The sequence below is a fragment of the Protofrankia symbiont of Coriaria myrtifolia genome (genome assembly GCF_900634755.1).
Classification (GTDB): Bacteria; Actinomycetota; Actinomycetes; order Frankiales; family Frankiaceae; genus Protofrankia; species Protofrankia coriariae.
In genome coordinates this window covers 1-18094 of the sequence record NZ_CAAAFS010000315.1, presented here as the reverse complement: position 1 = coordinate 18094, position 18094 = coordinate 1, and the positions used below count along the sequence as shown (strand labels likewise).

16 protein-coding genes and 1 pseudogene are annotated in these 18094 nt (G+C 70.8%); 12 read left to right on the top strand and 5 right to left on the bottom strand.

Annotated elements, in window-relative coordinates; genetic code table 11:
* Nucleotides 1-89 precede the first annotated feature (89 nt).
* Nucleotides 90-755 (bottom strand): M23 family metallopeptidase, encoded by a 666-nt coding sequence (locus CM1CMNOD_RS18175; protein ID WP_241250371.1) that lies wholly within the window; start codon nucleotides 753-755, stop codon nucleotides 90-92.
* Between the two features lie 368 nt (nucleotides 756-1123).
* Nucleotides 1124-2176 (bottom strand): alpha/beta fold hydrolase, encoded by a 1053-nt coding sequence (locus CM1CMNOD_RS18170; RefSeq protein WP_013875049.1) that lies wholly within the window; start codon nucleotides 2174-2176, stop codon nucleotides 1124-1126.
* 621 nt (nucleotides 2177-2797) lie between these two features.
* On the opposite strand from CM1CMNOD_RS18170, the gene CM1CMNOD_RS18165 reads away from it, so the two are divergent.
* From CM1CMNOD_RS18165 to purH, 7 genes are all read left to right on the top strand, one after another.
* A complete protein-coding gene (locus tag CM1CMNOD_RS18165; protein ID WP_013875048.1) occupies nucleotides 2798-3238 on the top strand; it encodes a cobalamin B12-binding domain-containing protein in 441 nt (146 codons plus the stop codon).
* A gap of 920 nt (nucleotides 3239-4158) precedes the next feature.
* Entirely contained in the window at nucleotides 4159-5325 is a 1167-nt protein-coding gene (sucC, locus tag CM1CMNOD_RS18160; protein ID WP_013875047.1) for an ADP-forming succinate--CoA ligase subunit beta, read from the top strand.
* A gap of 24 nt (nucleotides 5326-5349) precedes the next feature.
* Nucleotides 5350-6225 (top strand): succinate--CoA ligase subunit alpha, encoded by an 876-nt coding sequence (gene sucD / locus CM1CMNOD_RS18155; RefSeq protein ID WP_013875046.1) that lies wholly within the window; start codon nucleotides 5350-5352, stop codon nucleotides 6223-6225.
* Nucleotides 6226-6545: 320 nt separating this feature from the next.
* On the top strand, nucleotides 6546-7241 hold the full coding sequence (locus CM1CMNOD_RS18150) for a hypothetical protein (protein ID WP_013875045.1): 696 nt from the start codon (nucleotides 6546-6548) through the stop codon (nucleotides 7239-7241).
* A gap of 116 nt (nucleotides 7242-7357) precedes the next feature.
* A complete protein-coding gene (locus CM1CMNOD_RS18145) occupies nucleotides 7358-7885 on the top strand; it encodes a helix-turn-helix domain-containing protein (RefSeq protein WP_013875044.1) in 528 nt (175 codons plus the stop codon).
* Between the two features lie 151 nt (nucleotides 7886-8036).
* On the top strand, nucleotides 8037-8612 hold the full coding sequence (purN, locus tag CM1CMNOD_RS18140; protein ID WP_013875043.1) for a phosphoribosylglycinamide formyltransferase: 576 nt from the start codon (nucleotides 8037-8039) through the stop codon (nucleotides 8610-8612).
* Nucleotides 8609-10285 (top strand): bifunctional phosphoribosylaminoimidazolecarboxamide formyltransferase/IMP cyclohydrolase, encoded by a 1677-nt coding sequence (gene purH / locus CM1CMNOD_RS18135; protein WP_013875042.1) that lies wholly within the window; start codon nucleotides 8609-8611, stop codon nucleotides 10283-10285. The genes purN and purH overlap by 4 nt, the downstream gene beginning before the upstream one ends.
* A gap of 297 nt (nucleotides 10286-10582) precedes the next feature.
* Here purH and CM1CMNOD_RS18130 read toward each other — a convergent pair whose 3' ends face one another.
* Nucleotides 10583-10891 (bottom strand): hypothetical protein, encoded by a 309-nt coding sequence (locus CM1CMNOD_RS18130; RefSeq protein WP_013875041.1) that lies wholly within the window; start codon nucleotides 10889-10891, stop codon nucleotides 10583-10585.
* Nucleotides 10892-11438: 547 nt separating this feature from the next.
* Between CM1CMNOD_RS18130 and CM1CMNOD_RS18125 the strand changes: the two genes are divergently transcribed.
* The 3 genes from CM1CMNOD_RS18125 (at nucleotide 11439) to mdh (ending at nucleotide 13071) form a co-directional block, all read left to right on the top strand.
* Entirely contained in the window at nucleotides 11439-11684 is a 246-nt protein-coding gene (locus CM1CMNOD_RS18125) for a DUF3017 domain-containing protein (RefSeq protein ID WP_013875040.1), read from the top strand.
* Nucleotides 11685-11926: 242 nt separating this feature from the next.
* Nucleotides 11927-12133 (top strand): hypothetical protein, encoded by a 207-nt coding sequence (locus CM1CMNOD_RS18120; protein WP_043604021.1) that lies wholly within the window; start codon nucleotides 11927-11929, stop codon nucleotides 12131-12133.
* Between the two features lie 5 nt (nucleotides 12134-12138).
* A complete protein-coding gene (gene mdh / locus CM1CMNOD_RS18115; RefSeq protein WP_013875039.1) occupies nucleotides 12139-13071 on the top strand; it encodes a malate dehydrogenase in 933 nt (310 codons plus the stop codon).
* A gap of 241 nt (nucleotides 13072-13312) precedes the next feature.
* Here the strand turns inward: mdh and CM1CMNOD_RS18110 are convergent, their stop codons facing one another.
* Entirely contained in the window at nucleotides 13313-14611 is a 1299-nt protein-coding gene (locus CM1CMNOD_RS18110; RefSeq protein ID WP_013875038.1) for an NAD(P)/FAD-dependent oxidoreductase, read from the bottom strand.
* A gap of 91 nt (nucleotides 14612-14702) precedes the next feature.
* Here CM1CMNOD_RS18110 and CM1CMNOD_RS18105 point away from each other — a divergent pair, with 91 nt between their 5' ends.
* Together CM1CMNOD_RS18105 and CM1CMNOD_RS18100 are read left to right on the top strand one after the other, a co-directional pair.
* Nucleotides 14703-15602, top strand: a complete 900-nt coding sequence (locus tag CM1CMNOD_RS18105; protein WP_043604017.1) for a serine hydrolase domain-containing protein — start codon at nucleotides 14703-14705, stop codon at nucleotides 15600-15602.
* A gap of 129 nt (nucleotides 15603-15731) precedes the next feature.
* Nucleotides 15732-16859: a YihY/virulence factor BrkB family protein gene (locus tag CM1CMNOD_RS18100; RefSeq protein WP_013875036.1), complete on the top strand. Its 1128-nt coding sequence runs from the start codon at nucleotides 15732-15734 to the stop codon at nucleotides 16857-16859.
* A 485-nt stretch (nucleotides 16860-17344) separates the two neighbouring features.
* On the opposite strand, the pseudogene CM1CMNOD_RS23325 reads toward CM1CMNOD_RS18100, so the two are convergent.
* Nucleotides 17345-18022, bottom strand: a pseudogene (locus CM1CMNOD_RS23325) (D-alanyl-D-alanine carboxypeptidase family protein); the annotation flags it as partial.
* Nucleotides 18023-18094: the final 72 nt, after the last annotated feature.

The window sequence follows — 18094 nt, the reverse complement described above, 5'->3', positions numbered from 1 at the left end:
CAACGTCGTCACCTGCTACGCCCACCTGTCCCGGATCAGCGTCCGGCAGGTCTGACAGGCACGGCGGCCAGCGGTAGCGGTAGCGGTGGTCAATAGTAGACGTTGTGTTTGGCGAGCCACGCGAGTGGGTCGACCTTGGTGCCGTTCTGGCCGCCCAGCCGGACCTCGAAGTGCAGGTGCGGCCCGGTGGAGAACCCGGTCGACCCCTCCAGGCCCACCTGCTGACCGGTGGCGACCTGCTGACCGACCCGGACGCTGATCCGGGACAGGTGGGCGTAGCAGGTGACGACGTTGTTCGCGTGCCGGACCTGGACGAAGTTGCCGTAGCCGGACTCCCACCCCGCGTAGATGACGGTGCCGCCGTAAGCGGCGACGACCTGGGTCCCCATCGGTGCGCCGAGATCGATGCCGGGGTGGCCGTTCGCGCCGCCGAAGCGCTGGGTGATCCGGGCCTGTATCGGGCGGACCCAGCGCAGCTCGTCCTGCCGACGTACGGCCTCCGCGGCCGTGGTCCGTTGCTGGAGGAGCAGGATGGACATCTGGGCCAGTGCCTCGTCCCGGTCGACGCGGTCGGCCTGGGCCTGGCGTCGTGCGGCGTCGCCGTCGCGTTGCCGCTCGAGCAGGGCAGGGTCGCTCAGCCCGTCGGTGGCGGCGTCCGTCACGCCACCGGATGCGGGGTCGAAGATCGTCCCAGCGGTGCGCAGGCCGGAAATGACCGCCGGATCGGAGTGGGCGATACCGGTTGTGTTGATCATAACGATGCCGAGGGTGGAGACCACGGCGGTGGCGATGCCGGTACGGCGGATCTGCGCTGCCGATGCCGTCCGGCGAGCGGAGCCGGACGAGCCGCTGTGGCCCGTGGCCCTGCCATGGCCGCGATGCCGCCCTGAGTCACGGGCTGAGGGCTGCGACAACCCGAACTCACGCTCCCGTTGCTCGACAAGACTCCCGCCGTGTCACGGCATGCCATGACACGGCGTGTTACGTCACGGCATGTCACGGTACGACGGGAGGAAAAGCCTGCAAACCGGATCGAACGCTACACCGTCCCAAAGCGGGCTTTGACACCACCCCCGCCCACGGCGGGCGTGATGCGTGAAGCGGCGCAATTATTGCTTTTTCGTCATTGTGAGTGATGAAGATTTCGATCATGTTGGAAGTCGTCGGCCGCTGAACGGCCCTCCGCCCATGACGCGCGGTCGGAACGGGCGTCGCGGAGGGATCTCGGCGCCTCCGCCGGCGTCTCGGCCTGCTCCGCTTCCGCGGCCTCCTCCGCACCGCCGGGGCCGGTGCGTCCGGTGTCAGGGCCGGTGCGTTCGCCGCCCGGGGCGGTGTGTTCGACGTCGTCCAGATGCGCGAGCGTGGTCGCGATCTGGTGGACGACGTCGATGTTGAACGGCAGCGAGTGGTGACCGACGCCGGGAACCCGCAGGTTGCGGACGATCAGGTCCGGATGGCGGACCAGCGCCGCCTCGGTCGGACGAATGATCGTGTCCAGGTCCCCGGAGAAGGCCACGAACCTGGTCCGGCAGTTCGGTGCGGGTTCGGCCAGCTCACGGATCACGTCCGAGTCCGGGAAGAGCTGGCGCAGCAGGGTGTACGGCACCATCGGGGGGAGCAGCCGTGCCAGGCGGGTGCCCTCGTGCGGTGTGCCCAGCGTCACCAGGGTGTGCACGCGGGCGTCGCCGTCGAGTTTCTGTACGTAGTAGCGGGCAACCAGACCGCCAAGGGAGTGCCCGACGATGTGTATGCGCGGGTAGCCCGTCTGCTCGCACATCGTCTCGACCACCGTGGCCAGCTTGCGGGCCGCGGTCGGGACGTCCGCGGTGAACAGCGGCAGGTTCACGGTGGCGACCCGCCCGAAGCCTCGCCGGCGCAGCGAACGACGTAGCCGAGTGAAGATCGACCTGTTGTCGATCAGGCCGTGGACCAGCAGGATCGGCGTGCCCGCGGCTTCGATGTCGCCGACGAGCAGCCCACGCCGCAGCGGGGAAAGGCCGTCGAGGGTGTAGCGGTCGGCCGGTTCGCGCAGCCGTTCCGAGACGACCCCGATCGGATAGAAGGCGATATGGGTTGCCAGCCAGGTGGCTTCCGCGGCCATTCCACGGATCGCCGCCGGTGTCTCAAGCAGGCCGCGGGTCATTTGCGTGCCCCGACGGGCCGCGGATGCGCTCATGGATCGGGTGGCTCTGCCTGCCGCCGCCCCCACCGGCCCCAGTTGACGCTTTCCGATTGCCCTGCTCCCGTCCGTGCTCGGACAGTTGTCCGAAGAACCAGTCGGCCGCACGAACTGGCCAGCCGAAGGCAGCGCGATCATCGGCCTGCTCGCGCGGCCGCGGGTCCGGGTTTCCCGCGCGGGGATGGACCCGGGAACGGCACGATACTCGCAGGCGCGTAGCCCCTGGACGTTGCCCGGATGTCGCACCCGACCACGCCGGGTCCGACGGATCGTCGACCGCGTGGGCGGCACCCAGCCGGCCGACGCCTACCGGACACGGCCCAGCCGTTTCACACCAGACGGACCTGGCGCGGTCCGGGAGGCGTCACTGGGAACCGCCACGACGTCTACCATTACTGAGAGTATAAAAAGAGTGGGTGGATGTCGACTGTTGGTTTCTCGCCGTGACTGCCGGCCGGGATGGCGGCGGCTGTGATCCCGCCGGGCAACAGCGTGCTTCCGCCGGTGCGTCCGGCTAGGGTCTACGGAGAGATCGGGCCACGGAACGCCATGTACGGGGCACCGCGTCAGGGAAGCGACGTCCCCGGCTGATGGTGTCAGGGAACGCGAGGAGGCCGCGTGAGCGAGACCGGTGAACGTATCCGGGTGGTGGTCGCCAAACCCGGCCTTGACGGCCACGATCGCGGCGCCAAGGTTATTGCGCGGGCCCTGCGGGACGCGGGTATGGAGGTCGTCTACACCGGTCTGCACCAGACGCCCGAGCAGATTGTCGAGACCGCTATCCAGGAGGACGCCGACTGCATCGGCCTGTCGGTGCTCTCGGGCGCACACATGACCCTTTTCGCGCGTCTGATGGAGCTGCTGCGGGAGCGCGGCGCCACCGACATCGTGGTAACCGGTGGCGGGATCATACCGGATGCTGACATTCCGCAGTTGAAGGCGCTCGGCGTCGCCGAGATATTCACGCCCGGGGCGACCACGGGCGAAATCGTCGAATGGATCCGGTCGAGCGTGGCCGCGGCCCATGCGCCCGGCCCCAGTGCGGTTTCCGCGGGCTGAGTCTTCCGGGGTCTTTCGGGTACCTTCCGGGCCCACCGGTTTCGTCTCCCGGGTCACCGGCTTTCCGGCCCGCTCGAGCGGGCCGGCGGACGACCCGGGACGGAGGGCCTTTCGGGTACACGAGCCGAGGGCCGGACCGCGACCGGGTCCCGGTCGGGGAACGCACGCCGGCGCCGAAGCCCGCACGGGTGCGTGGGGCTACCCCGGCCGGGGTTTCGAGAGATCGCTCATAGGGGCGGATCCGGGAGGTCTCGCGGGTAGGTGGGCCGGGGCCGCCGGCCGGCCAGGTACGTGCCCGGTACGCCACGGGGCCCGCTCGTCGTGTCCACTCCGTCCGGACACGGGGCACCGCCGGGCGGGACGCCGGCACTCCGCACCGGCCGTGTCCGCCGGCCGTGCCCGCCGGCTCTGTTCACCGGTCGTGTCCTGTCGCCGGTCCGCCGGGTGGGCACGGGCATGCACCGAGGATGCGCTGAACATGTGCCGGGCATGCTTGTCTTCGTTGTTTGTTCGCCGTTGTCCATCCGCCGTTGTTGTGACATCGGGTGTCACAGGCGCTTGTAGTTGTTCCGCCGTTCCCGTTCGGCCGGCGGTGCACGGCTTGTGGCCGGATCCGGGTACGCAGTGAGCGAGGTAACGCGGCCGTCGCCGTAGCGGGCGCCGAGATCGTGCCGGGTTCGATCGGAATAGTGGGTATTGCGATCACTGTGATCGCGGTGTCGACCACCACAAAAGCAGGCGTCCGGCACCGGATCCGGGTGATGATGGTGGCTGACCCCGGACATACGAGACCGGCCGCCGCGGCAGGAGCAGCCTCCACCGGGACGGGCGTCTTCAGTAGGCTCGGGGCGGCTTCCCTTTTCTTCGAACTTACGAACGTTCGACCCTGACCACCGATCTCATATCCGACTGGACGGACTGTGGATCTCTTCGAGTATCAGGCGAAGAAGCTGTTCGCCGACCACGGCGTGCCTGTGCCCAGCGGCAAGGTCGCCACGACCCCCGACGAGGCACGCGGCATCGCAACTGATCTTGGTGGGCGTGTCGTCGTCAAAGCGCAGGTCAAGACCGGCGGCCGCGGCAAGGCTGGTGGCGTGAAGGTCGCCGACGGCCCGGACGACGCCACCGCCAGGGCATCGGCAATCCTCGGGATGGACATCAAGGGCCACACGGTCCACTCGGTCCTCGTGGAGCAGGCGAGTGACATCGCCGAGGAGTACTACGCCTCCTTCCTGCTGGACCGGGCGAACCGGACCTTCCTCGCCATGTGTTCCCGCGAGGGCGGGATGGAGATCGAGGAGGTCGCCGCGACCAAGCCGGAGGCGCTCGCCCGCATCCCGATCGACCCGCTCGTCGGGGTCGACGCCACCATTGCCCGCCAGATCGCGGTGGCGGCGAAGCTCCCCGAGGCGGCCCTCGACGGTGCCACCGAGCTGCTGGTGAAGCTGTGGGAGGTCTTCGTCCGCGCCGACGCCACCCTGGTGGAGGTCAACCCGCTGATCCTCACCGGCGACGGCCGCGTGGTCGCGCTGGACGGCAAGGTCAGCCTGGACGAGAACGCCTCCTTCCGCCACTCCGACCACGCCGCGTTCGTGGACGTCGCCGCGGTGGACCCGCTGGAGCAGCGGGCCAAGGAGAAGGACCTCAACTACGTCAAGCTCTCCGGGCAGGTCGGCATCATCGGTAACGGTGCCGGTCTGGTCATGTCGACCCTCGACGTGGTGACATACGCCGGTGAGGAGTTCGGTGGGCAGCGCCCGGCGAACTTCCTCGACATCGGTGGCGGGGCGTCCGCGGAGGTGATGGCGGACGGTCTGTCGATCATTCTGAGTGACCCGGCGGTGAAGAGTGTGTTCGTGAACATCTTCGGCGGGATCACCGCCTGTGACGCCGTGGCCAACGGCATCGTACAGGCGTTGAAGATCGTCGGCGACATCACCACCCCGCTGGTCGTGCGGCTCGACGGCAACAACGCCGAGGAGGGCCGGCGGATCCTGCGCGAGGCCAACCTCGACGTGGTCAAGCCGGTGGACACCATGGACGGCGCGGCGCGGCTCGCCGCCGAGCTCGCCGCGGCCGCGGCCTGAGCGGACGGGAAGAGGCTTCCGACAATGGCAATCTGGCTGGACGAGACGTCCAAGATCCTGGTTCAGGGCATCACCGGCTCCGAGGGACGCAAGCACACCGCCCGGATGCTGCGCGCCGGCTCGAAGATCGTCGGCGGCACCAACCCGAAGAAGGCGGGCACCGAGGTCGAGGGTGTGCCGGTCTTCGCGACGGTGGCCGAGACGATCGAGAAGACCGGCGCCGACGTCTCGGTGGTGTACGTCCCGCCGGCCGGGACCAAGGCGGCCGTCATCGAGGCGATCGACGCGGGCATCCCGCTCGTCGTGGTCATCACCGAGGGCGTGCCGGTGCACGACACCACCGACTTCTGGGCGTACGCGAAGTCCAGGGGCAACAGCACGCGGATCATCGGGCCGAACTGCCCCGGGATCATCAGCCCGGGCCGGTCGAACGCGGGCATCATCCCGGCCGACATCACCCCGCAGGGCCGCATCGGCCTGGTCAGCAAGAGCGGCACCCTGACCTACCAGATGATGTACGAGCTGCGTGACTTCGGCTTCTCCACCTGTGTGGGCATCGGCGGTGACCCGGTCATCGGCACCACCCACATCGACGCGCTCGCCGCGTTCGAGACCGACCCCGACACCGACGCGATCGTGATGATCGGTGAGATCGGTGGTGACGCCGAGGAGCGGGCCGCCGCCTACATCGAGGAGCACGTCACCAAGCCGGTCGTCGGCTACGTCGCGGGCTTCACCGCGCCGGAGGGCAAGACGATGGGCCACGCGGGAGCGATCGTGTCCGGTTCGTCCGGGACAGCGCTCGCCAAGAAGGAGGCTCTGGAAAAGGCGGGGGTGCGGGTCGGCAAGACCCCGTCCGAGACCGCCCGGCTCATGGCCGACGTCGTGCGTTCCCTGTAGCCGCTCGCGGAACCTGCCCCGCGGGGGATCCCGCTTCGAATGATCTTGTTTCCGCTGGTTGTCGTTCCTGGCGTCGTATGACGGCGGGCCCGTTGCGGCGGCATCGTTTCCGGACCGGGTGTGGCGAGTCGTTTCCGACGGTCGGCCACGCCCGGTTGTCTTTTGTGCACCCCCTGCGTTGTTGGTGGCGAGCGGCTCTGTGCCGTGGATATTTTCAGGGTCCTTTCCCGGACATGATCGCGTTGTTTCGGCGGCCAGGGGCTACGGTGTCAGGGATGAGTCCGTCAGGTCACCGCTGATCGCTGAAGTGGGGTCGTCCCGTGACACGTATAGCCGGCCGAGACATACCGAACAACGACCTTGGCATCCTGGCTGCCGGCGTCGTCCTGTTCATCGCGTCGTTATTCAACTGGTTCTCGGCCAGTGGGTTCGGCGTCACCCGTGGAGAGAACGCGTGGGGCGTCGGCTTCCTCGCCTACGGCGGCGTCGAACTCGGGCTGCTCGCCGCCGCCCTGGTGGCGGTGCGGGTCTTCACCCGGGTCCAGCTGCCGGCGGTGGGCGCTGACTGGTCTCTGATCATCGCGGGTGTCGCCGGCCTCGGCACGATCCTGATTTTCTTCAAGGTGGCGCTGGGGATCGACGGTCTCGACCGGGCGATCGGGCTGTGGCTCGGGTTTGTCGCGTCCATCGCCATCACGGTCTTCGCCGTCCTGACCGCCGTCGCCGGCGGGCACGCGCTGCCGCGCGGCGGCCACCGGGACCGCTCGCCCAACCCGATACCTCCCGCTCCCGGGTACGACGCGTACGGCCAGCCACTCTCGGGCGGTTACGGCCAGCCAGGCTCCTACGGTCAGCCGCCGCAGGCCGGTGGGTACGGGGGGCAGCCGGGTGGCTACGGCCAGCCGCCGCAGGCCGGGGACTACGGGCAGCAGGCCTACGGCCAGCCGGGCTCCTACGGCGGCCAGCCGCCGCAGCCCGGTGAGGGCCAGCCGCCCTACGGCCAGCCCGGCCGGTAAGGCCCGCTCCGCCCCCTGGCCCCGGCCCCGCGGACGGGCCGGCTGCCCGCCACACCCGGAAATGTCCGACCTCTCCACTAGAATTCGAACACATGTTCGTCGACGGGGAGGTCGTCATGGCTGTCAGCACCGCGTGGTTGCGGGCCGAGTCCAGACGTCTGCGGGCGCTCGGGTGGTCCTATCGGCGGATCGCGCTGGAGTGGCAGCGCCGGTATCGGCTCAACGCCCGGGTCGCCTTCCGGCTCGCCCACGGCTGGACGCAGGAGGAGGCGGCCCGGCGCTGGAACGCCCGCTGGCCCGGCGACGACGCGCTGAAGACGGGCAAGTCCTTCTCCTACTGGGAGGTCTGGCCCGCCCGCGGTGGCCGGGCCCCGTCGACCCGAACGCTCCATCGGCTGGCCGAGCTCTACCTGTGCCGTCCCGGCGATCTTCTTGACGGGGATGATTTCGGCCGTCTCGACACGGGCCGCGACGAGGCCGTGCGTGGGCACGCGAGCGCGCGTGGGCACGAGGCCGCCCCGGCGCGCTCCGGCCGGCTGATCCACGCCCCGCGCGAACACCGCGCCGGGCCGGCGACATCGGGTGGCGACTGCGACCCGTGTGTCGGCCACCCGGCCCGCCGGTCCTCCCGTCACCCCGTCTGAGCAGGCGCTATGCCCTGATCAACGGTGCTCTCGACGGATGCGCACAGGCCGCCTGAGGTCAGTACAGTCGGAGCGGAACGGTCCCTGGCCGCTGACCATGCCGTCGGCTTCGACGGCGCGTTGCCGGCCACCTGCTTCTCCGGGGAGTCCCGTGTCCGCTCGACTGGTTGTTCTCGCCTCCGGGGTGGGCACCACCTTGCAGGCTGTGCTGGACGCCTGCCGGGATCCGTCCTTCGGCGCCGAGGTCGTTGCCGTGGGCACGGACCGTTTCGGCACTGGCGCGCAGGAACGGGCGGTGGCTGCTGGTATCCCAGTCTTCACTGTCCGTCTTGAGGACTTCCCGCGCCGGGAGACGTTCGACGAGGCCACAGCGGAGCGGATCGCCACCTGTGATCCGGATCTGCTGGTGCTCGCCGGCTACATGAAGATCCTTGGAAAGCAGGTCATCGGACGTTTCCGAACGGTGAACACCCATCCGTCGCTGCTGCCCGCGTTTCCCGGCGCCCACGCCATCCGGGACGCGCTCGCGCACGGTGTGAAGGTCAGCGGGGTCACGGTTCACTGGGTCGACGAAGGAGTCGATACCGGGCCGATCCTTGCGCAGGCGGCGGTGGACGTGGAAGCGTCCGACACGGAAGAAACGCTGCGTAGCCGTATCCAGGCAGTGGAACGTGTCCTGTACGTACAGACGATCGGCCGGATCGTCCGGTCGGAGGAGGGGACATGACATCCGCACAGGTCCCGCGGGAGTCCTCACCCAACGAGCCGGTGGCGGGAGCGCAGGGTTCCCCGCCTACCGACGCGGCCTCGTCCGGCGGTGGCGAACTGGTCGCCACGGGGCGGCGCCCCATCCGGCGGGTACTGGTCAGCGTCTACGACAAGACCGGTCTGGCCGAACTGGCGGCCGTGTTCACCGAGGCCGAGGTGGAGGTCGTCTCCACCGGTTCGACCGCGGAGGTCCTCGCCCGGCACGGCCTGGCCGTCACACCGATCAGCACCCTCACCGGGTTCCCCGAGATCCTCGGCGGGCGGGTGAAGACGCTGCACCCGCGGGTGCACGCCGGCCTGCTCGCGGACCTGCGCAACGTCGAGCACGCCGAGACGCTCGCTGAACTCGACATCGAGCCGTTCGACCTCGTCGTGTCCAACCTCTACCCCTTCCGGGAGACGGTGGCCGGCGGGGCTCCCGAGGACGAGGTGATCGAGCAGATCGACATCGGTGGCCCGGCGATGATCCGTGCCGCCGCGAAGAACCACCCCACCGTGGCCGTGGTGGTCTCCCCGGCGGACTATCCGGAGCTGGTCGCCGCGATCCGGGCCGGTGGTTTCGACCTGGCCGCCCGCCGCCGACTCGCCGCCCGCGCCTTCGCCCACACCGCCGCCTACGACGTCGCGGTCGCGTCCTGGTTCGCCAGCGTCGGCGCACCCGACCAGGTCGCCCGCGAGTCCGGCTGGCCGGACACGGTCGCCGCGGTGTGGCGCCGCGCCGAGGTGCTGCGCTATGGCGAGAACCCGCACCAGCGGGCCGCGCTGTACGCCGCCGAGAACGAGGAGCCGGGGCTCGCCGGTGCCCGGCAGCTACACGGCAAACCGATGTCGTTCAACAACTTCACCGACGCGGAGGCGGCCCGCTCCGCCGTGGCCGACTTCAGCGAGCCGGCCGTGGCCGTGATCAAGCATGCCAACCCCTGTGGTCTGGCGATCGGCCGCGACATCGCCGACGCGCACCGCAAGGCGCACGCCACCGATCCGGTGTCCGCCTTCGGCGGGGTCATCGCGACGAACCGTCCGGTCAGCGTCGCCCTGGCCGAGCAGATCGCGGAGATCTTCACCGAGGTCGTGGTGGCGCCCGGCTACGACGGCGGGGCGGTGGAGATCCTGGCCCGCAAACCCTCGATCCGCCTGCTGGAGAGCCCCCTGCCGCCGCACTCGCACGGCGTGCAGATACGTCAGATCTCCGGTGGGCTGCTGCTGCAGTCCCGCGACGCGCTGGACGCCGCCGGCGACGATCCTTCGGGCTGGACGCTGGAAGCCGGCTCGCCCGCGGACGAGGGCACCCTGGCCGATCTCGCCTTCGCCTGGAAGGCAGTCCGGTCGGTGAAGTCGAACGCGATCCTCGTCGCCACCGACGGCGCCACGGTCGGTGTCGGCATGGGCCAGGTGAACCGGGTGGACGCCGCGCGACTCGCGGTGGCCCGTGGGGGTGACCGCGTGAAGGGGGCGGTGGCCGCCAGCGATGCCTACTTCCCGTTCCCGGACGGGCTGCAGGTGCTCATCGACGCCGGGGTCCGCGCGGTTGTCGAACCGGGCGGATCCGTCCGCGACGAGCAGGTCGTGGCGGCCGCGCGGGATGCCGGGATCACCCTCTACTTCACCGGCGTCCGGCATTTCACGCACTGACAGTCACGTACTGACGGTAGCCAGCGGAAGTGCCCGAAGCCTTTCGGGGCTGCTGGACGTGCTGCTTACTGACAGTGCTCAGCGGAGACGGCGTCCGAATCCGCCACGGCCTGACCAGGGCGCGGCGGCCGGTGGGGCCGGGTCGATGTCGGGGTCACGGGCAGGCATCCGCCGCGCGGCCGGCGTTTCGGTGACGACGGTGTCATCGGTTCGGCCGTCGTCCCGCCGCGGTGACGCGCGTACCTGGTCGTTGGTGCCGTCCGGATCCGCATGTGGCGGCCGGACGGCACCGACGCTTCATGAGATGGACGCGGACTCCGCCGCTGCCGCCCCACGCCGCGACGTGCTGGTGGTGGTGCCGTTCGAGGACGCCGGGATGGCCCCACCGGGCGTGTCGTTGGTGGGAACGTAACGCTGCGCCACCCAGTCCAGGGCTTCCCGCCAGTTCGCGCCGTACAGGACCGAGATCCTGTCCGCCGTCTGCCGCGCGAGCGCCTGTACGAACACCCGGTCGTCGCTGTCCAGGTGCCGGGCGTCTCCGAAGGTCTCCCAAGCTCGGAACATCAGTTCCTGCAACTTCTTGCTGTGTGGTGATTCGTCTGTCACGGCCCACTCCCTCCCCCTCCGGTGGCTGCGGCGGAAGTGTCCCCTAGTCCCGTGCGGAGGGTTCACCCGGGGTCTAAAAAATTGCGATTCGATGGATGATCGCGGATTTTTGCGATTGCCGGCGCGGTGCTGGGCGATCCGCCCACTTAAAGATCAAAAACGCCTCGGAGCTGCCCGGACAGGGCAGCTGGCGTGGTCGGAAGGCCCCGGCGAGCGCTGGGGCGCGGCGTGACCGCGGGGCCACCGCGACCGGCACCGCCTCCGGACGCCCATCCTCAACAACTCCAACGACTGTCGCGGCCGGGAGGTCGCCTTCCGGTGGGCCGCTGCGGCCGGGAGGCCGCCTTCCGGTGGACGTAGACTGCTCTGCGTGGTCGGAGTGAGTGGCCGGGGGATCGAGTCCGGACAGGGGCTGTCGGTTCCGGTCGACCGTCCGGCCGGTGGGGCGTGGACATGTCGGTGACTGTGTGGTGTCGGTGACTCTACGGTGAACGCCGGTCGCCGTCAGCGTCTGGCCCGGAGACGCTCGTCGCCGGGCTGGGACCCGGTGCTCACGGTCGTGCTGGGTGCGGCGATCATCGCTCTGGTGTTCGTGTCACAGGACCACTGGCGACGCGGGCTGCTCGGGCTGGGCGTGGTCCTGCTCGCCGGGGCCGTCCTGCGGCTGGTCCTGCCGACCCGGCGGGCCGGGTTGCTCGCCGTCCGGAGCCGGGTTTTCGATGTCGCGACACTCGTGGCCCTCGGCATGACGATCGTCGCGGTGACGCTGGCGGTACCGGCCCCGGGGTCGTGAGGGCCGCGCGGACGCGGCCGTCATCCCTGAAGGGCGCGCGGCGGCGGGGCCCGCTGCCGACGGATATCCGGTGGCGGAGCGTCCGCTGCCGTGATCCCGGTGGCCTCCCGGGAGGCTCGGCCGGCCCGGGGCGAGGAGTCCGCCGCCCATCTCGAAGGCGATCGCGGTAACCTCACGATATCCGGAACATTTCTAAACATCATCCGAATATCGTGTTCAGATGAGCGGGGCGAACAGTACACATGCCGACCCACCGCGTCCCCCTGATCCCCGGTGACGGGAGCGGGCCTGGGCACACCGAGGCGGCCACCCGGGTGCCCGGGGCGGCTGCCTCGGCCGTGGGCTGCGGTTTCGGCGTCATCTACGATCTGAGGCCGAACCGTATCGACCCGGCCGCCGGCGGGACGGCGGAATACACCGACACCATCACCGAAAAACTGAGGGGCTGACACCGATGGGTGGGAAGGTAACCGTTGTCGGAGCTGGTTTCTATGGTTCCACGACCGCGCAACGTCTTGCCGAGTACGACATTTTCGACACGGTCGTCCTCACCGACATCATCGAGGGCAAACCGCAGGGGCTCGCTCTCGACCTGAACCAGTCGCGGCCGATCGAGGGTTTCGAGACCACGGTTGTCGGGACGAACGACTACGCCGACACCGAGGGGTCGGACGTCGTCGTCATCACCGCCGGTCTGCCGCGCAAGCCGGGCATGAGCCGGCTGGACCTGATCGAGGTCAACGCGAAGATCGTTCGTCAGGTGTCGGAGAACATCGCGAAAACCTCGCCCGAGGCCGTCGTCATCGTGGTGTCCAATCCGTTGGACGAGATGACCGCGCTCGCCTCGAACGTCCTCGGCTTCCCCCGCAGCCGGGTCATCGGCCAGGCTGGCCTGCTCGACACCGCCCGTTTCACCAACTTCGTCGCGGTGGAACTCGGCGTGCCGGTGAAGTCGGTCCGCACGCTCACTCTGGGTTCGCACGGCGACACCATGGTCCCGGTGCCCTCACACTCCACGGTGGACGGCAAGCCGCTCGCCGACCTGCTCCCCGCGGACAAGATCGAGGAGCTGGTGACCCGTACCCGCAACGGCGGGGCCGAGGTGGTCGCGCTGCTCAAGACCGGGTCGGCGTACTACGCGCCGTCCGCCGCCGCCGCCCGGATGGTCAAGGCCGTGGCCGAGGACTCCGGCGCGGTGATACCGGCGTGCGCGTGGGTGGATGGCGAGTTCGGTATTGCCGGTGTCTATCTCGGTGTGCCCGCCGAGATCGGCCGTGGTGGCGTGAAGAAGGTCGTGGAGATCGACCTGTCCGACCAGGAGAAGGCCGCGCTGGTCACCGCCGCCGAGGCCGTCCGGGCCAAGCAGGCCGACGTCGCCAACCTGTAACGGCCTGTAGTAACGGTCTGTAACGGCTGCCGGCTGTGACGGCGCGTTGCCGTAGCGGACCATGGCCGGTCGATGGTTGGTCAATGGTTGGTCGATCGTCCCATGGCCGTACCACCGGCCATGGGACGAAACCGGCCCGCGGGACGAGCCGGGAGCGGCACGGCCGGGCGGAGCGGCTGGCATCGGCGGCATGAGGGCATCGGCCGGCTGGCGAGCCCATCGCCCGCCCCGGCCGGTGCGCTCACCGCCAGCCGGCCACCAGCTTGCGCACGGCCAGCCGGGCCAGCGACGCGGTGGGGATCGTCCCGCGTCCCAGGCCGATCTCCAGCAGGGTGTCGAAGAGTTCGGTGCGGTGGCTCGCGGCCGCGACAGCGGCGTCCATCAGGGTGCGATGCCGGCCGGCGAGCCCGGCCAGCAGGGTGATGTGGCGCAGGTGCCGCCCGAGCTCACGCTCGAGGGCGTGCCGGTAGGCCGCGCCGGCCGCGCCCGGCGCAGCGGTGACAGCGGCCTGGCCGGCGAGCGAACCTGACAGCAGGGCGTAGTAAATGCCCTCGCCGGTGAGCGGATTGATCAGCGACGCGGCGTCTCCGGCGAGCAGCACCGGGCCGTCGGGCTGGCGGGGCCGCCAGGTCGACAGGGGCAGGTGGTGGGCGCGCAGCGTCCCGGGATACGCGGGCTGGTCGGCAAGCATCCGGGCCAGGGTGCCGTGCAGGACGGCCCGACCACCACCGTCGTCGTCGCCGTGCAGCTCGTCGAGCTTGGAACGCAGCATCCCGTAGCCGATGTTGGCGCGGCCGTCCCCGATCGGGAACGACCAGGCGTAGGCCGGCCAGCCCTCGTCGGTCATCTCGATGAGCTGCTCGGGCGGGCGGTCGGCGGACGGCGCGTCGGCGTACCCGCGCACGGCGATGGCCAGCGCCTCCGGTGGGTTCGGCCCGATGCCCAGGGCCCGCCGGGTGGCCGAGTTCGCCCCGTCCGCCCCGATCACCACCCGGGCTCGCAGGTGGCCGTTGACCACCACCGGCTCGCCCGCGCCGCCGCCCGCCGCCACCGAGCGCACCCGCTCGCGCCGCAGGACGGCTCCGCGCTCGCGGGCGGCGGCGACCAGGCGCGCGTCGAAGATCTTGCGTGGCACCACGTAGTTCGCCCGTGGGCACGGGGTCGCCACCTGCGCGCCGCCCGGCGCGCGCAGCCGCATCCGGTCCACCGGCGTGAACCCGGCGGCCGCGTCCGGCACGCCGAGCGCGCGCAGAACGTCCAGGCCGTGCGGGGCGATGCCGTCACCGCAGGCCTTGTCCCGGGGGAAGTCCGCGGCGTCGAGCAGCACGACGCGGGTGCGTGGCCGCAGCTGCAGCGCGCGCAGGGCGGCGGCGCAGCCGGCCGGGCCGGCGCCGACGACGAGCAGGTCGATGGTCCCGGCCGGGCCGGCCGTGGACGCCGTCCCGGACGCCGCCGTGCGGGCCGCCGCGGAAGCCGCGGTGGAGGCGCCGGTGGAGGCTCCGGTGGAGGCCGCCGGAGAGACGGTCGCGGACGTGCTCATGCTGTCGGGAGATGTCGGTGTTGCCACATCGGCCCAGTGTCCCAGTGCGTTGGGCGCACACCCGCGTGAGGAGGTTCGTACAGTTCATCAGGTGGATGCCCTTGCGCAGGTGGACGCCTGGCCGGTGGAGAACGCGGCCGTCGCGGTGCTGCTCTCCGGAGGTTCCGCGGATCCCGGCGGTCCTGCCGGTTCCAGCACGGCCGCCGGCACCGGCGATGCCCTCGGCGCGGTCACGGTCGCCGGGTCGGTCGGGGACGCGGACAGGCTGTTCCGGCTGGCGTCGGTGTCGAAGCTGCTGTCCGCCTACGCGGTGCTGATCGCCGTGGAGGAAGGGGTCTTCGCTCTCGACGATCCGGCGGGCCCGCCGGGTTCGACCGTCGCGCACATGCTCGCCCACACCTCGGGTCTGGAGTTCGCCGGCAGCCGGCTGCTGGCCGAGCCCGGGGCGCGACGGGTCTACTCGAACACCGGTTTCGAGATCCTCGGGGAGACGCTCGAGAAGGCGTCCGGGATCGCCTTCCCCGACTACCTGGCCGAGTCCGTGTTCGCGCCGTTGGGGATGGGCTCCTCCGAGCTACGGGGTTCGCCCGCACACGCGGTGTGGTCGAACCTGCACGACATGATCCGTTTCGCCGCCGAGTTGCTGGCGCCGCGCCTGCTGGCCCCCGCCACCTTCGCGCTGGCGACGTCGGTGGCCTTCCCCGGTCTCATCGGTGTGCTGCCGGGCTTCGGCGCGCAGAAGCCGAACGACTGGGGGCTCGGTTTCGAGATCCGCGGCGGGAAGCAGCCGCACTGGACGGGCAGCACCAACTCGCCCGCCACGTTCGGCCACTTCGGCCGGAGCGGGACGTTCCTGTGGGTGGATCCCGCGCCGCGAGCGGCCTGCGTGGCCCTGACCGACCGCGAGTTCGGCACCTGGGCGGCGCAGGCGTGGCCGGTGCTGTCCGACGACGTGGTGGCCGCCGTCCGCGCGGCGGGTGTTCCGCGCTGAGCGTGTTACCCGTGTCGGCACTGCCCCGCGCCCGCCGGGAGGACGGGCGCCGAGCGGACGGCGCCGCCCGGCCGATATGACGGGCGTGCCGGGCGTGACGGCGCCGGGATCGTGGGTAGTTAGCAACTGATGGCTAATCCGATCAGCGCCTTCCGTTCCGGGGCGCGGAAGGCGTCCGACGCCGCGGGTTCCGTGCGCCGCAGAAGACCCTTCGTTGACCATGCCGTACGCGGCTACCGCCGGTATGCCGAGGACGGCGGTGACCGGCTCGCGGCGGCTGCCACGTATTTCGCCTTCCTGTCCTTCTTCCCGCTGGTGGCGCTGGCCTTCTCGATCACGGGGTTCGTGGTCGACGCGTATCCGAACGTCCAGCAGGGACTGGCCAACCAGATCAACAGTTATCTGCCGGGGATGGCGGACAAGCTCGACATCGCCAGTATCGGCAACTCGAAGGTCGGGGTCGGCCTGATCGGTCTGGCCGCTCTGCTGCTGGCCGGGCTGGCCTGGATCAACGCGCTGCGGGACGCCATCCGGATCATCTGGCACCAGAGCGTGGACGTCGGCAACGCGCTGGTGCGCCGGCTGCGGGACCTCGGCGTCCTCGTCGGGCTCGGGCTGATCGTGTTCGCGTCCATCGCGGTGACCAGCGTCATCACCTCGGTGTCGGGGACGTTCCTGGAGGGGATCGGCCTGTCCGGGAGCACCGCGGCGACGGTGCTGACCACGCTGCTCGCCCTCGGCATCGCGCTGGCGCTGGACGTGACGGTCTTCCTGTGCCTGTTCCTCTGGCTGCCGTCGATCACCGACCGTCGCCGAGCGGTGCGCGGAGCTCTGCTCGGCGCCGTCGGCGTGGAGAGCCTCAAACTGCTCGGCACCTGGCTGGTCGGGATGACGACCGACAACCCCGTGTACGGGACGTTCGCGGTGATCGTCGGTCTGCTCATCTGGATCAACATCGTGCTGCGCTGGACCCTCCTGGTCGCGGCGTGGACGGTGACCGCCCCCTACGACTCCGACGTCGTCCCGTCCGGCACCGCCGCGACTGCCCCGGATGACGGTGCCGCCGAGCCTGTTGACGCCGTCTTGGACGGCGGTGCCGGGGCCGCCGGGAGAGCGGCCGAACCGCCCGGTGAGCCGGCGCCCGCCGGCTCGTCGGCTGCCGGATCATCCGCTGGTGCCGTTGCGGGCTCCGTCGGTGACCGGGTGGACGCGCCAGCGCCCTGGCCGGGGCCGTCGGCGCCGTCACCGCGCGGTTGAGGCACGAGCCGGACGAGCCCGGTCCGCGATGCCGTGCCCGCGGCCACGGACGCGGGCGGATCCCGCGTCACCGCAGGCCGCGCCGCCGTCCCGGGCCGCGTGCCGATGCCCGGGGATGGCTGCCGCGCACGATGCCGCCGGCGCAGGGTCAGCACCATGGCGAGCAGCGTCACCGCGATGGCGATCCAGGTGACCAGGCCGACGGTGTGACCGCCGCTGGACGCCTCCGCCGTGCCATGTCCGTCCGTGTTGGCCTCGTACGGGCCCGCTTCGTTCTGGCCGGCGCCCCTGCTGCGACCGGCACCTGCCCGTGCCGGCTCGCTGGCGGTCGCGTGGGCCACGTGGGCCGCGGGTTCGGCGCGTACCGCCGTGTCGGCCCTGCCCGTCAGCTGCCCGACCGCGGCGATCGAGCCGACGTGTGCGAACCCCCAGTCGAACAGGGCGCGGGCGTCGCCGGCGTACGCGGGCGCAGCCCGCAACATGGTGACGATGAGTGTGTGGTTGCCGCGCCGGACCGCGCCGATGTAGGTGGCGCCCGCCGCGACGGTGTAGCCGTTCTTGACGCCGATCGTCCCCGGGTAGGAACCGAGCAGGTCGTTGTGGTTCTGGATCTCGAAGGACACGCCGCCCCGGCCACGGACCGTCGCCCGCGGGATCGTCAGGAACCCCTTCACCGCGGGGCTGGTGAGAGCGGCCCGGCCCAACAGGGCAAGATCGTATGCTGATGTGGCCTGGCCGGGGGCGTCCAGGCCGGTGGGATCCCCGGCGCGGGTGGCGCGCGCGCCCAGATCCGCGGCGATCCGGTTCATCAGCGTGACCGTGGCCGCGGTACCGCCGGCGGCCTCGGCGAGCGCGGTGGCCGCGTCGTTGCCACTTGCGACGATCATGGCGGTGGCCAGCTCGGCGACGCTGTAGGTCATGCCCGGCACGAGGCCGACCCGGGTCCCGTCGACCCGCGCGGCCGCGTCGCTGACCGTCACCTGCTGGGCCAGTGGCAGCCGAGGCAGCACGGCGAGCGCGGTCAGGATCTTCAGTGTGCTTGCCGGCGGGTACTGGCCGTGCGCGTCCCGCGCCGCGAGCACCGCGCCGCTGTCGGCGTCGGCGACGAGCCAGGCGGCGGCCGCGACCTGCGGGGGAGGCGGCAGCGCCTGCGGACTGACCACCACACCGCGACTGTCGAGCGCCGGGCCACCGAGAGTGTCCGGCGGGGATGCCGGAGGCGGCGGTGCGGGCAG

What these genes read in the sequence shown, in the direction of transcription:
- purH (WP_013875042.1), top strand. Translation starts at nt 8,609, where the DNA reads ATGACATCCGCACAGGTCCCGCGGGAGTCCTCACCCAACGAGCCGGTG.
- CM1CMNOD_RS18145 (WP_013875044.1), top strand. Translation starts at nt 7,358, where the DNA reads ATGGCTGTCAGCACCGCGTGGTTGCGGGCCGAGTCCAGACGTCTGCGG.
- CM1CMNOD_RS18170 (WP_013875049.1), bottom strand. Translation starts at nt 2,176, where the DNA reads ATGAGCGCATCCGCGGCCCGTCGGGGCACGCAAATGACCCGCGGCCTG.
- sucD (WP_013875046.1), top strand. Translation starts at nt 5,350, where the DNA reads ATGGCAATCTGGCTGGACGAGACGTCCAAGATCCTGGTTCAGGGCATC.
- mdh (WP_013875039.1), top strand. Translation starts at nt 12,139, where the DNA reads ATGGGTGGGAAGGTAACCGTTGTCGGAGCTGGTTTCTATGGTTCCACG.
- CM1CMNOD_RS18110 (WP_013875038.1), bottom strand. Translation starts at nt 14,611, where the DNA reads ATGAGCACGTCCGCGACCGTCTCTCCGGCGGCCTCCACCGGAGCCTCC.
- CM1CMNOD_RS18100 (WP_013875036.1), top strand. Translation starts at nt 15,732, where the DNA reads ATGGCTAATCCGATCAGCGCCTTCCGTTCCGGGGCGCGGAAGGCGTCC.
- CM1CMNOD_RS18120 (WP_043604021.1), top strand. Translation starts at nt 11,927, where the DNA reads ATGCCGACCCACCGCGTCCCCCTGATCCCCGGTGACGGGAGCGGGCCT.
- CM1CMNOD_RS18175 (WP_241250371.1), bottom strand. Translation starts at nt 755, where the DNA reads ATGATCAACACAACCGGTATCGCCCACTCCGATCCGGCGGTCATTTCC.